The 12,306-nt window shown below is 76.0% G+C and carries 15 protein-coding genes; 12 read left to right on the top strand and 3 right to left on the bottom strand.

Annotation, left to right across the window (positions count from 1 at the left end; genetic code table 11):
• From RDV89_RS11940 to RDV89_RS11925, 4 genes are all read left to right on the top strand, one after another.
• On the top strand, positions 1–1,131 hold a 1,131-nt coding region (locus RDV89_RS11940; RefSeq protein WP_315733277.1), incomplete at its 5' end, for an ArsA family ATPase.
• Positions 1,128–1,607 carry a hypothetical protein gene (locus RDV89_RS11935; RefSeq protein WP_315733276.1) on the top strand — a complete coding sequence of 160 codons (480 nt, stop codon included), beginning with the start codon at positions 1,128–1,130 and terminating at the stop codon, positions 1,605–1,607. The genes RDV89_RS11940 and RDV89_RS11935, both read left to right, overlap by 4 nt.
• A complete protein-coding gene (locus RDV89_RS11930; protein ID WP_315733275.1) occupies positions 1,604–2,551 on the top strand; it encodes an ROK family glucokinase in 948 nt (315 codons plus the stop codon). The genes RDV89_RS11935 and RDV89_RS11930 overlap by 4 nt, the downstream gene beginning before the upstream one ends.
• Positions 2,548–3,522 carry an ROK family protein gene (locus tag RDV89_RS11925; RefSeq protein ID WP_315733274.1) on the top strand — a complete coding sequence of 325 codons (975 nt, stop codon included), beginning with the start codon at positions 2,548–2,550 and terminating at the stop codon, positions 3,520–3,522. Before RDV89_RS11930 ends, RDV89_RS11925 begins: the two co-directional genes overlap by 4 nt.
• Positions 3,523–3,700: 178 nt before the next feature.
• On the opposite strand, the gene RDV89_RS11920 is transcribed toward RDV89_RS11925, so the two are convergent.
• Both RDV89_RS11920 and RDV89_RS11915 read right to left on the bottom strand, forming a co-directional pair.
• On the bottom strand, positions 3,701–4,183 hold the full coding sequence (locus RDV89_RS11920; protein WP_315733273.1) for a hypothetical protein: 483 nt from the start codon (positions 4,181–4,183) through the stop codon (positions 3,701–3,703).
• Between the two features lie 33 nt (positions 4,184–4,216).
• Positions 4,217–4,978 carry an alpha/beta hydrolase gene (locus tag RDV89_RS11915; protein WP_315733272.1) on the bottom strand — a complete coding sequence of 254 codons (762 nt, stop codon included), beginning with the start codon at positions 4,976–4,978 and terminating at the stop codon, positions 4,217–4,219.
• 106 nt (positions 4,979–5,084) lie between these two features.
• Here RDV89_RS11915 and RDV89_RS11910 point away from each other — a divergent pair, with 106 nt between their 5' ends.
• From RDV89_RS11910 to RDV89_RS11885, 6 genes are all read left to right on the top strand, one after another.
• Complete coding sequence (locus RDV89_RS11910) at positions 5,085–5,804, top strand: lysophospholipid acyltransferase family protein (RefSeq protein WP_315733271.1); 720 nt, start codon at positions 5,085–5,087, stop codon at positions 5,802–5,804.
• 20 nt (positions 5,805–5,824) lie between these two features.
• Complete coding sequence (macS, locus tag RDV89_RS11905; RefSeq protein WP_315733270.1) at positions 5,825–7,051, top strand: MacS family sensor histidine kinase; 1,227 nt, start codon at positions 5,825–5,827, stop codon at positions 7,049–7,051.
• Positions 7,048–7,596 (top strand): flavin reductase family protein, encoded by a 549-nt coding sequence (locus RDV89_RS11900; RefSeq protein ID WP_315733269.1) that lies wholly within the window; start codon positions 7,048–7,050, stop codon positions 7,594–7,596. Before macS ends, RDV89_RS11900 begins: the two co-directional genes overlap by 4 nt.
• A 135-nt stretch (positions 7,597–7,731) precedes the next feature.
• Positions 7,732–8,652, top strand: coding sequence for a peptidoglycan-binding domain-containing protein (locus RDV89_RS11895; RefSeq protein ID WP_315733268.1), 921 nt, complete (start codon positions 7,732–7,734; stop codon positions 8,650–8,652).
• A 3-nt stretch (positions 8,653–8,655) separates the two neighbouring features.
• Positions 8,656–9,057 carry a VOC family protein gene (locus RDV89_RS11890; protein ID WP_315733267.1) on the top strand — a complete coding sequence of 134 codons (402 nt, stop codon included), beginning with the start codon at positions 8,656–8,658 and terminating at the stop codon, positions 9,055–9,057.
• 59 nt (positions 9,058–9,116) lie between these two features.
• The gene (locus tag RDV89_RS11885) at positions 9,117–9,476 is read left to right on the top strand and encodes a hypothetical protein (RefSeq protein WP_315733266.1); all 360 of its coding nucleotides are present in this window, start codon (positions 9,117–9,119) and stop codon (positions 9,474–9,476) included.
• Here RDV89_RS11885 and RDV89_RS11880 read toward each other — a convergent pair.
• Entirely contained in the window at positions 9,461–9,982 is a 522-nt protein-coding gene (locus RDV89_RS11880) for a YqeB family protein (RefSeq protein WP_315733265.1), read from the bottom strand. The two genes, RDV89_RS11885 and RDV89_RS11880, sit on opposite strands and share 16 nt — an antisense overlap.
• Before the next feature lie 93 nt (positions 9,983–10,075).
• Here RDV89_RS11880 and RDV89_RS11875 point away from each other — a divergent pair, with 93 nt between their 5' ends.
• Positions 10,076–11,578: a protein adenylyltransferase SelO gene (locus RDV89_RS11875; RefSeq protein ID WP_315733264.1), complete on the top strand. Its 1,503-nt coding sequence runs from the start codon at positions 10,076–10,078 to the stop codon at positions 11,576–11,578.
• Between the two features lie 79 nt (positions 11,579–11,657).
• Positions 11,658–12,224, top strand: coding sequence for an NADPH-dependent FMN reductase (locus RDV89_RS11870; RefSeq protein WP_315733263.1), 567 nt, complete (start codon positions 11,658–11,660; stop codon positions 12,222–12,224).
• Positions 12,225–12,306 lie beyond the last annotated feature (82 nt).

The following is a 12,306-nucleotide window of genomic DNA, read 5'->3' as shown; positions in this document are numbered from 1 at the left end:
ACGGTCTCGGCGGGCACGGCCGCCCTGGCGGCCGCACGCGGGCGCCGCACGCTGGTGCTCTCGACCGATGCGGCGCACTCGCTCGCGGACGCGTACGGCGTGCCCGTCGGCCCCGAGCCGACCGCGGTCGCCGAGCACCTCTACGTCCAGCACGTCGACGCCCAGCTGCGCTTCGAGCAGTCGTGGGCCGAGATCCAGCGCTACCTGCTCTCGGTGCTCGACGTGGTCGGCGTCGACCGGGTGGCCGCCGAGGAGCTGACGGTCCTGCCCGGCGCCGAGGAGGTCCTGGCGCTGCTGGAGCTGCGGCTGCAGGCGCGCTCCGGGCGCTGGGACGTGATCGTCGTCGACTGCGCGCCGACCGCGGAGACGCTGCGGTTGCTGGCGCTGCCGGAGGCGCTGGGGTGGTACGTCCAGCGGATCTTCCCGACGCAGCGCCGGGTCATGCGCACCCTCAAGCCCGTGCTGACGCGGGCCTCGGGCGTACCGATGCCGAACGAGAACGTCTTCGACGCGCTCGAGCGCCTGCACGCCGAGCTCGAGGAGGTACGCGCGCTGCTCACCGGCCCCCGCGCGTCCGTGCGGGTGGTGCTCACGCCCGAGCGCGTCGTGCTCGCCGAGGCCCGCCGCTCGTACACGATGCTGTCCCTGTTCGGCTACCGCGTCGACGGCGTCGTGGCCAACCGCGTCTTCCCCGCCGACGGGGCGGACGAGTGGCGTGCCGGCTGGGTCGCCGCGCAGAGCGCGGTGCTGGCCGACGCCGAGGCCTCCTTCGAGGGCCTGCCGGTGTGGCGCTCGCGCTACCGCCCGGCCGAGCCCGTCGGCGCGCCGGCGCTCGCCGCGATGGTGGAGGAGGTGTACGCCTCCCTGCCCGCCGACCCGCTCGCGGACCCCGAGGGCGAGGGGCCGTACGCCGTGGAGCTGGCCGACGGCCGCGCCACCCTGGCCCTGACCCTCCCGCTCGTGGAGCGACGTGACGTCGCGCTCGCGCGCAACGGGGACGAGCTGGTGGTGACCGTGGGGTCGTATCGTCGCCTCCTGACCCTGCCCACCGGGCTCGCGCGCCACCGCATCGCCGGGGCCCGGGTCGAGGACGGCCAGCTGACGGTGCGATTCGAGGAGACGGTGACGTGAGCACGGACCAGCCCGCGGGCGAGCAGGCGGGGGAGCGTGTCGGCAGCGTCGGCGAGGAAGCGGCCAAGCTGTTCGGCGCCCTCGCGGACTGGGCGCGCGACCACGACCTCGACCACGGCGGTGCCCAGGACAACGGCGGTGCCGGCGGTCTCGGGGGCATGGCCCACGGGGTCGCCCAGGGTGTCCACGGCCTGGCCGAGGGGCTGCGCGACGCCGCGGCCGGTGAGTCGCCCGGTGAGTCGTCCGGGACCTCGACCGAGGCGTCCTCCGAGTGCCGGTTCTGCCCCGTCTGCCGCGGCATCCACCTCGCCCGCCAGTGCACGCCGGAGGTCCGCGCCCAGCTCGCCGGAGCGGCCGCGTCCTTCATGCAGGCCTCCGCGGCGCTGCTGAACGCGGTCGCCGCCGACCCGCGGCCGGGCCCCGCCCGCTCCGACGGCGTGGAGCGGATCGACCTCGACGACGAGACGCCGCGATGAGCCTCTCCTGCGGCATCGACATCGGCGGCACGAAGATCGCCGGTGGCGTCGTCGACGAGAAGGGCCGGATCCTGGCGCGCCTGCGCGCCGAGTCGCCCGCCAGCGACAGCGAGGCGATCGCCGCGACCGTCACCTCGCTGGTCACCGAGCTCGCCCGCGAGCACGCGGTCGAGCACGTGGGCGTCGGCGCGGCGGGGTTCGTCGACGCCGGGCGCTCGACGGTCCTCTTCGCGCCCAACCTGGCCTGGCGCGACGAGCCGCTGGGCAGCGAGCTGGCGCAGCGCCTCGGGCTGCCCGTGGTCGTCGAGAACGACGCCAACGCGGCGGCGTGGGGCGAGTTCGTCTTCGGCGCCGGTCGCGACCTCGACCTGGCCGACATGCTGCTGGTCACCGTCGGCACCGGCGTCGGCGGCGGGATCATCGCCGACGGCGAGCTGCGGCGCGGGGCCTTCGGCATCGCCGCCGAGATCGGCCACCTGCGCCTCGTGCACGGCGGTCGGCTCTGCGGCTGCGGCAGCCACGGCTGCTGGGAGCAGTACGCCAGCGGTTCGGCCCTCGTGCGCCGCGCCCGGGAGGACGCCGCCTGCGGGTCGCTGCTGGCCGCGCCCCTGCTCGAGCGGGCGGGCGGCGACCCGGCGGCGATCGAGGGCCCGCTGATCACCGAGCTGGCGCAGGCCGGCGACCCGTTCTGCGTCGAGCAGCTCGAGGAGCTCGGCACCTGGCTGGGGGAGGGGATCTCCTCGCTCGTCTCGGTGCTGGACCCGGGTCTCGTCGTCGTCGGGGGCGGCGTCTCGGCCGCCGGCGACCTGCTCCTCGGCCCCCTGCGCGGCCGTTTCGCGCACACGCTGAGCGGGCGCGGCTACCGCCCCGCGGCGGAGATCCGCCTCGCCGAGCTCGGCAACGACGCCGGGATGATCGGCGCCGCCGACCTCGCCCGCCGGTGAGCGAGCGGGTGGGCCGCTCCGCCGGCCTGCGGGTCGGCGTCGACGTCGGCGGCACGAAGATCCTGGCCGGAGTGGTCGAGCCCGACGGCGCGATCGCGGCGGTCGCGGTCCGGCGTACCCCGCCGCGCGACTCCTCCGTGGTGCTCCTCGAGAGCACCGTCGCCGAGGCCGTGGAGGAGGTCGTCGACGGCCGCGAGGTCGCCTCGGTGGGTGTGGCCGCGGCGGGCTTCGTCGACGCCGCGGGCGAGCGCGTGATGTTCGCGCCGCACCTGCCGTGGCGGGGCGAGGCGGTGCGGCGTCGTCTCGCCGCCCTGCTCGGCGCACCGGTGCACCTCGACAACGACGCGAACGCCGCCGCCTGGGCCGAGCACCGTCACGGCGCGGCCCGCGGGTCCGGCTGCGCGATCGCCGTGACGGTCGGCACCGGGATCGGCGGCGCGGTCGTCCTCGACGCCGGGGCCGGGCCACGGGTGCTGCGCGGCCGCAACGGGATGGCGGGGGAGTTCGGGCACGCCCAGGTCGTGCCCGACGGCGTCGCCTGCGAGTGCGGCGGGCGGGGCTGCTGGGAGCAGTACGCCAGCGGCAACGCGCTCGTCGCCTTCGCCCGCGCCCGGATCGGGCGCGAGCCCACGGTCCTCGACGACTGGTGCGGCGGGGTCGCCGACCGGCTCACCGGGCCGATGGTCACCGACGCGGCCGCCGCCGGCGACCTCGTGGCCGTGCAGGCCTTCACCCACGTCGGCGGCTGGCTCGGCGTCGGGCTCGCGAACCTCGTCGCCGGGCTCGATCCCGACGTCGTGGTGGTCGGCGGGGGCGTCAGCGCCGTGGGCGACCGGCTGCTGGATCCGGCACGCGCCGCGCTGGCCCGCTCCCTCGTGGGCGCCCCGCACCGCGAGCTCCCGCCCGTGCGGGCCGCCCTGCTGGGCCCCGAGGCGGCGATCATCGGCGCCGCCGCGCTCGGCGAGGTGTGAGCGGACCGGTGCTCGCGCCGACCCGGCGGGGTCCGGCGGGGTCCGGCGGCGGAGAGAACGCGGACGGGGCCGTGGAGAACGCGGACGGACGCGTCGTCGGAGCGCGGGGGAGTCCGCGTTTTCCCACGGCCGGTCCGCGTTCTCTCCGCAGCCGGTCGGGGACCGCGCCGGGTACGCCTCAGACGCGGGCGCCGTTGTCGCCGTCGTCCGGGCGCTCGCGGGGCATCTCGGTGACGAGGTAGGCGAAACCGCCGAGGAACCAGATCACGAGCCCGCTGGCGAACCACGCCGGCAGCGTGAACTGCAGGACCAGCAGGAGCACGAGCAGCACCGGCGCGCCGAGCACGCCCAGCCACGCGACGAGGCGACCGGGGCTGGGGCGGGGCAGCGGCGGCGGGGGCGGCGGCACGAACCGCTCCTCCTCCGGGTCGGGCCGCACGGGCTCGGTGCGGTCCTGGTCGGGACGGGGGCCGACCCCGGTCAGCTCCGCGATCCGATCGAGGTCGACGTCCCCGGGGCCCTCGTCGGGCCCGTCGCCGGCCCGGTCGTCCGGGCGTTCCGCGGGCTCGCCGGGCCGTTCGGACTCGTCGTCGAGCCGCGCACGCTCCCCGAAGTTCTCGACGATCGCGCGCCAGGCCTCGTCGTCGCTGCCGCGGTTCACGCCGTCGAGTCTAGACACGCCCGAAGCAGCCGGTCAGGCCGTCACCCGGGCGACGAACTCGGCCGTCTCGTCGAAGATCCGCTGCGCGTCGTGGTCGAGGGTCGCGACGTGGAAGCTGTCCTCGAGCACGCGCTCGGTGACGTCCCCGACGCGGGAGCGGATCAGCGCCGCCGACGACGGGTCGACGACGTGGTCCTGCGCGGAGCGGAACAGCAGCACGGGTGCGGTGACCTCCCCGAGGTGGTCGCGCACGTCCTTCCACCCGCGCGTCATCGAGACCAGGGCGCGCAGCGGGGTGCGGGGGTACGCCCGCTCGTCGGCGCCGGGCTTCGCGATGTCGTTGCCGATGGCCGCCACCGAGCCCACGGCGTGCTGCAGCAGCGGTGCGGCGAGCAGCTGCCGGTTGGTGCTCGTCACCGCGGGGTTGACGAGCACGACGCCCGCGACCCGGCCGGCGTGGGCGGCCGCGAGACGCAGCGCGAGCCCGCCGCCCATCGACAGTCCGCCGACCACGACGGCGTCGTTCTCGTCGACCAGGCGCTCGAGTACGCGCTCGAGGTGCTCGTACCAGTCCTCCCAGCGGGTCCGGTTCATCTCCTGCCAGGTCGTGCCGTGACCGGGCAGCCGCGGCACCTCGACGGCGTACCCGCGCTCGGCCAGCGCGTCGCCCCACGGCCGCACCGAGACGGGGGAGCCGGTGAAGCCGTGGCTGAGCAGCACGCCGACCCGGCGGCCGCCGGTGAGGTCGGGGCGAGCGGCGACCGAGGAGGGGAGGGCCAGCGGGTGAACGGACATGGCGGGCATTCTGCACGAGGGGGTGCAGGGTCTAGAGTCCGTGAGCGGCGCGGACGACGGTGTCGCCGCCGCAGGCGTTCGGGGTCGACACGGGAGTGGGTGCGCGGTGTTCTACTGGTTCCTCAAGCTGATCGCGCTCGGCCCGCTGCTGCGGCTGGTCTTCCGGCCCAAGGCCGACGGTCTCGACCACGTGCCCGGCGAGGGTCCGGCCATCCTGGCCAGCAACCACCTCTCCTACGCCGACTGGCTGTTCATGCCGCTCGTGCTGCCGCGCCGCGTGAGCTACGTGGCGAAGTCGGAGTACTTCACCGGCACCGGCTTCAAGGGCTGGATGCAGCGCACCTTCTTCAACGGCGCGGGCCAGATCCCGATCGACCGCTCCGGCGCGAACGCCGCGGAGGGCGCGCTGATGTCCGCCAAGAGCGTGCTCGGCCGCGGCGAGCTGTTCGGCATCTTCCCCGAGGGCACGCGCAGCCACGACGGCAAGCTCTACCGCGGCAAGACCGGCGTCGCCCGCCTCGCGATCGAGACCGGTGTGCCGGTGATCCCGGTGGCCGTGATCGGCACCGACACCGTGGCTCCCCCCGGCAAGAAGTTCGGCCGACTCACGCGACCGTCCGTGCGCTTCGGCGCCCCGCTCGACTTCAGCCGCTACGAGGGCATGAGCGGGGACCGCTACATCCTGCGCTCTGTCACCGACGAGATCATGTACGCGATCATGACGCTCTCCGACCAGGAGTACGTCGACGTGTACGCCGCGCGAGCCAAGGCCGACGCGAAGAAGTCGGCGCGCGAGGTCGAGGAGCCCACGCGCAAGGCCTCCTGATCGACGGGTCGGGCAGGCGCATGGGGGAGCGGGCGAGCAGCAGGGGCGTACGCCTGCGGCTGGTGCCGCCGGGCTGGCGCGACGCCGCGGCCGTCGCGGTCGAGAACCGGATGTTCCGCGCCCTCGCGGTGCTGCGCGTCGTCCTGCTCCTCAACGCCGTCGCACTCAACGTGGTGCGCCGCGACAACGCCGAGCACGTCGTCGGCCTGTGGGTCTGCGTCGGCGTGATGCTGGTGTGGACGCCCGTGGCGCTGTGGGGGTACGCCTCCCCGCGCCGCCGCCGCACGCCCCTGCTCGTCGCGGACCTCGCGGTCGCGGCCGCCCTGCTGCTGGTCAGCCTCCCCGTCAAGGGCGACGACATGCGGGCCACCGTCCCGGGCTTCTGGATCATGGGCGCCCTCCTGGCCTGGGCGGTGCACTGGCGCTGGCGCGGCGGCCTGGTCGCCGCCGTGGTGCTCGGTGCGGCCGACGTCTCGGTGCGCTCGGAGCTCAACCAGACGAACTACGGCCACCTGTTCCTCATCGCGATCGGTGCGCCGATCGTCGGCTACCTCGCAGAGTCGCTGCAGCGGATGGCCGCGGAGCGCGACCGTGCGGAGCGGGAGGCGGCCGCCGCGGAGGAGCGGGCCCGGCTCGCGCGCGCGGTGCACGACGGGGTGCTCCAGGTGCTCGCCCTGACCCAGCGCCGCGGAGCGGAGCTCGGCGGGCCGGGCGTCGAGCTGGCGCGGTTGGCCGGCGAGCAGGAGGCGGCGCTGCGCTCGCTGATCCGTGCCCAGGACACGCTCACCGCCGACGCCCGGGGCGAGGCCGGCGTCGAGCCCGGCTCGGCGGCCGACGACCGGCCCGTCGACGTCGCCGGCGCCCTCGAGGCCCTGGGCGGGCGTCCGCGTCCCGACGTGCGCGTGGTGACCCCCGGCGTACCCGTCCCGCTGCCGGCCGGCCACGCCCGCGAGCTCGTGGCCGCCGCCGGCGCGTGCCTCGACAACGTCGCCGTCCACGTCGGCGAGGACGCCCCCGCCTGGGTGCTGCTGGAGGACCTCGACGACCGCGTCGTCGTGACCGTGCGCGACGAGGGCCCCGGCATCGCGCCCGGGCGCCTCGACGCCGCCGAGGCCGACGGGCGGCTCGGGGTCACGGGATCGATCCGCGGACGGCTCGCCGACCTCGGCGGCACCGCGGAGCTGACGACCGGGTCGTTCGGCACCGAGTGGGAGCTCGGGGTGCCCCGGGCGGGAGGAGACACGTGACCATCCACTCCAGCCACCCCTTCGCCGACCCCTCGCGCGACCCGGTCCGGGCCCTGCGCGGGCGGCTGGGCGCCGCGGTGACCCTGTGGACCGCGGGCGACGGCGACCCGGTGGGCGCCGACGGACTGACCGTCTCGTCGCTGATGGTGGCCAACGGCCCCGAGGGCCGGGTGCTCGCCCTGCTCGACCCCGACGCCGACCTCACGCTCGCCCTCGAGGAGACCGGCCGCGCGCTCGTGCAGCTGCTGCGCTGGCGCCACCGCGACCTCGCCGAGATGTTCGCCGGCACGGCGCCGGCGCCCGGCGGGCCGTTCCGGCACGCGTCCTTCGCGCCCGGCCCCGCGGGTCCGCGGCTCGAGGACGCGGCGGGGTGGGTGGAGGTTCGCCTGGAGTCGAGCGTCGAGGTCGGCTGGTCGCGCCTGGTCACCTGCGTCGTCGAGTCGGTGGAGCTGGCCGAGGACGCGCACCCGCCCGCCTCCGGCGAAGGCGCCGCGGAGGCCGACGCGCTCCTGGTCCACCGCCGCGGACGCTTCGGGCGCGCCTGAGCCGGATCCGTCGCGCGACGGATGCAGGGGGCCGCGATCCGTGCTTGCCTGGGTCCCATGTCTCGGGAGACACGACCACTGGCCCCTGCCCACCGCCGGACCGCACGAGGTGCGCCGGCCCGACGCCTCGTCACCGTGCTGCTCGCGCCGCTCGTGGCCGCGGCCCTGGCCCTCGGCCTCGTCGCGGCGACCCCGGGTGCCGCGAGCGCGGCGTACCCGAACCTCCGCACCGGATCGACCGGCCCCGACGTGACGGCCGTGCAGCACCTGCTCACCCACCACGGGCAGTCCACGCCCGCGGACGGGCAGTTCGGCGACGGCACGCAGGCCGCCGTCTCCGCGTTCCAGCAGGGCAGCGGCCTCGTCGTCGACGGCGTCGCGGGCCCGCAGACGATCGCCGCGCTCGTCGTGCCGCTCGCCGAGGGCGACTCGGGTCACGCCGTCCAGGCGCTCCAGGTGCTGCTCGAGGCGCGCGGCCACGCGGTCCTCGGCGACGGCGACTTCGGGCCCCAGACCGCCCAGGCGGTGCGCGACTTCCAGGCCGCCGGTGGCCTGGCCGTCGACGGCCAGGTCGGCCCCCAGACCTGGACCGCGCTGTTCGGCACCGGCAGCAGCTCGCCCCCCGGCTCGACCTACGACTCGCTCAGCGACGAGCAGAAGGCCAACGCCCGCACGATCATCGGCGTCGGCAAGGGCGCCGGCGTCGGGGAGCAGGGCTGGGTGGTCGCGCTGGCCACCGCGATGCAGGAGTCCACGTTGGTCAACGTCGACTACGGCGACCGCGACTCGCTCGGCCTGTTCCAGCAGCGGCCGTCCCAGGGCTGGGGCACCGAGGCCCAGGTGCAGGACCCGGTGCTGTCGTCGCAGGCGTTCTACGGCACCGCGGCGCACACGCCGAACCCCGGCCTGCTCGACATCGCGGGTTGGGAGTCGATGTCGGTGACCCAGGCGGCGCAGGCGGTCCAGCGCTCGGCGTACCCCGACGCGTACGCCAGGTGGGAGGGGCTCGCGCGCGACATCGTGGCCCACGAGTCCGGCACCGCGCCGATCGGCTGAGCCGTGGCGCTGCGCTGGTACACCACCGTCGTCCAGGCCCACGACGTCGCCGTCCTCGGGCGGTGGTGGGCGGAGACGCTCGGCTGGAGGATCGTCTACGAGGCCCCGGACGAGCTGGTCCTCGTGCCCGGTTGGGTCACCGAGGCCGACGTCGCGGCGACCCCGTGGGAGCGGGTCGGACCGGGGCTCGTGTTCGTCCCCGCCGGCGGTGACAAGCCGGGACCCAACCGGCTGCACCTCGATCTCGCCCCGCACGTCTCGGACGACCGCGACGCCGAGATCGAGCGGCTGGTCGCCCGCGGCGCGCGCCGCGTCGACGTCGGGCAGCCGACCGACGTGTCCTGGACGGTCCTGGCCGACCCGGAGGGCAACGAGTTCTGCGTGCTGTCGTCGCGCGAGAGCTGAGCCGCGGGAGCCGGGAAAAGGGGTACGCGCGGGGGCGGCGCCGTCGGTAGCGTCGGGGGATGAGCACCCCCACCGGCCTCCGGGACCTGCTCCGCCTCGAGCTGACGAACGCCGTGCGGGCCCGAGACCGCACCGTCGCCGCGGCGGTGCGGTCCGCGCTCGGGGCGCTGGACAACGCCGAGGCCGTGCCCGTCCCGGAGCCGACGGGCGGGGTGGTGGGCGTCGGCGGGAGCGAGGTCCCGCGTCGCGAGCTCGACGCCGAGGAGGAGCGACGCGTGGTCGCGGCCGAGCTCGCCGAGCTCGAGGCGGCGGCCACGACCTTCGCCGGCCTGGGCCTGTCGGACCGCGTCGCCGAGGCGCACCGCGGCGCCGACGTCCTGCGTGCCGTCCTGCTCGCGGTCGGCTACAGCGACTCGTAGGGGTAGCCGCGCGAGGTGAACACCTCGCGCACCTGCTCGCCCCTCGCCTCGACCGGGTGGTCGAAAAGGACGCGCCCGTGCTCGCCCTCGATGACGACGTGCTTCTTCTCGAGGTGCACGCCGACGATGCCGGAGCGCTCGAGCCGACGTCGGTCCCTGCCGCGCCGGGTCAGGACGTGGTCGTCGTGCACCTCGAGGTGCCACTCCTCGTCGACGACGACCGCGGCCATCGCGAGGCCGGCCCCGAGCCCGACCAGGGGGCGCACCACCCAGGCCCACCACTGGTCGAACCCGCCGATCCAGGCGAGCGTGTCGCGGAAGGGCACGAGCGGGAGGTCGGCGCCGGCCAGCCAGCGGGCGGCCAGGGGGCCGAGCACCAGGAGGGCGACACCGCCCAGGCCCAGCAGGACGTAGGTCCACACCGCGTCCTGGCGCGTCATGCCGAGGTCGTCGTGCCCGCCCGTGCCGGGGCTCGCGGGCACGCCGGGCGCGGACTCGTCGTTCATGCCCACCACGCTAGGGCGCCGTCGACGGACGCCGGAAGCGACGAAGGTCGCGGCCCGGGCGACCATCGTCGTGCCCCGCGTAACCTCGAGGACGTGCCTGTCACCGCCCCCGTCCTGGGAACGTCCTTCGCCGACGCGCTGCCCGAGCTCGCCACCCCGTGGCGCGCCGAGGAGGCGCCGGCGCCCGAGCTCGTCGTGCTCAACGAGCCCGTCGCCCTCGAGCTCGGCCTCGACCCCGAGGCGCTGCGCGGCCCGGAGGGGCTCGGGCTGCTCACCGGCGTCGAGCCGCCCCCCGGCGCGCGGCCGGTGGCACAGGCGTACGCGGGCCACCAGTTCGGCGGCTTCTCCCCGCGCCTCGGCGACGGCCGGGCGCTGCTGCTCGGCGAGCTGACGGGCCCCGACGGCCGGGTGCGCGACCTGCACCTGAAGGGCTCGGGACGCACGCCGTACGCCCGCGGCGGCGACGGCCGCGCGCTGCTCGGCCCGATGCTGCGCGAGCACGTCGTCAGCGAGGCCCTGCACGCGCTCGGCGTGCCGACCACCCGGAGCCTCGCGGTGGTGGCCACCGGCCGCACCGTGCAGCGCGAGACCCCCGGTCGCGGCGCCGTGCTCGCCCGCGTGGCGGCCAGCCACCTGCGGGTCGGCAGCTTCCAGTACGCCCGGCTGCTCGACAGCGAGGGTGACGGCTCGGGCGACGGGTCGGGCAGCGGGTCGGGCAGCGGGTCCGTGCTGCGGCGCCTCGCCGACCACGCCATCGCGCGCCACCACCCGCAGGCGGCGGCGGACCCCGCGCCGTACCGGGCCCTCTACCGCGCCGTCGTCCACGCCCAGGCGCGGCTGGTGGCGCGCTGGATGGACGTCGGGTTCGTGCACGGGGTGATGAACACCGACAACACGACGATCTCGGGGGAGACGATCGACTACGGGCCCTGCGCGTTCCTGGACGGCTACGACCCGGCCACCGTGTTCAGCTCCATCGACACCCAGGGCCGCTACTCCTTCGGCAACCAGCCGGGCATCCTGCAGTGGAACCTGGCGCGTCTCGCCGAGGCGATGCTGCCGCTGCTCGCCGACGACGAGCAGGAGGCGATCGCGGTCGCGACCGAGCTGCTGGGCGAGTTCACGGGGGCGTACGCCGCGGCCCGCGCCGAGGGGATGCGGGCCAAGCTCTCGCTGCCCGCCGGTCTCGACGACGACGCCACCGCCGAGCTCGTGGACGGGCTCCTCGTGCTGCTGGGCGCGGAGCGGGTGGACTGGACGACGACGTTCCGGGCGCTGGGCGCCGCCGCCCGCGGCGACCGCGAGCCGGTGCGCGCGCTCGTGCTGGACCGCCCGGCCCTCGACGCGTGGCTCGAGCGCTGGCTCGCGACCTCCCCGGACGGCGACGCGATGGACCGCGTCAACCCCGTCTACGTGCCGCGCAACCACCTCGTGGACGAGGCGCTCGTCGCGGCCGAGGCCGGTGACTTCGGCCCGCTGGACTCCCTCATGGAGGTGCTCCGCTCGCCGTTCGTCGTGCAGGAGGGTCGCGAGCGGTACGCCGAGCCCGCCCCCGCCACGTTCACCGAGGGGTTCCGCACGTTCTGCGGCACCTGAGGTCGCGCGCCCGGTGTGACGGGGGTCGCGGTGGGCGCCCGTTGACCTCGACAAATGTCGAGGTTCTAGCCTCGGGGCCATGACCGACCTGCGCGTGCTCCTGATCTCCGCGAGCGTCCGGGAGCAGAGTGCCTCCGGCTACCTGCTGCCCTGGCTCGCCGAGGTGCTGGGGGCGACGACCGGGATCACCACGGACGTGCTCGACCTCGCGGTCACGGACCCGGGCGACGGACGCGGCGTACGCCCGGGCGGCGGGGACGCCGGGCCGCTCGACGAGCGGATCGCGCGCGCCGACGCGTACGTCCTGCTGACCCCGGAGTACAACCACTCCTACCCGGCCTCGCTCAAGCACCTGCTCGACAACCACTACGGCGTGTGGGGCTTCAAGCCGGCGACGATGGTCGCGTACGGGGTGCACGGCGGCCTGCTGGCCGTCGAGCACCTGCGTGGCGTGCTCGCGGAGCTGCGGGTCGTCGGGACGCGGCGGGTCGTCGGGCTCGCCGCGCCGTGGCAGCACCTGGACGACGCGGGCGCCTACCGTCCCGACGACGGCACCCGCAAGGCCGTCGAGGCGGCGGTCGACGAGCTGGTGTGGTGGGCCGACCTGCTGCGCGAGGCGCGCGAGACGCGCGAGCTGCCGCGCTGAGACTCCCCGACCGCTCTGCTTCCCGACACGCTCGGCGCCGGGGGCCCGGCGGCCGTTGTCGGTGGCCCGTGCTGGGATGGGC

This window comes from Nocardioides imazamoxiresistens (genome assembly GCF_032378595.1).
GTDB classification, from domain to species: domain Bacteria; phylum Actinomycetota; class Actinomycetes; order Propionibacteriales; family Nocardioidaceae; genus Nocardioides; species Nocardioides imazamoxiresistens.
This window is presented reverse-complemented; position numbering and strand designations above follow the sequence as displayed.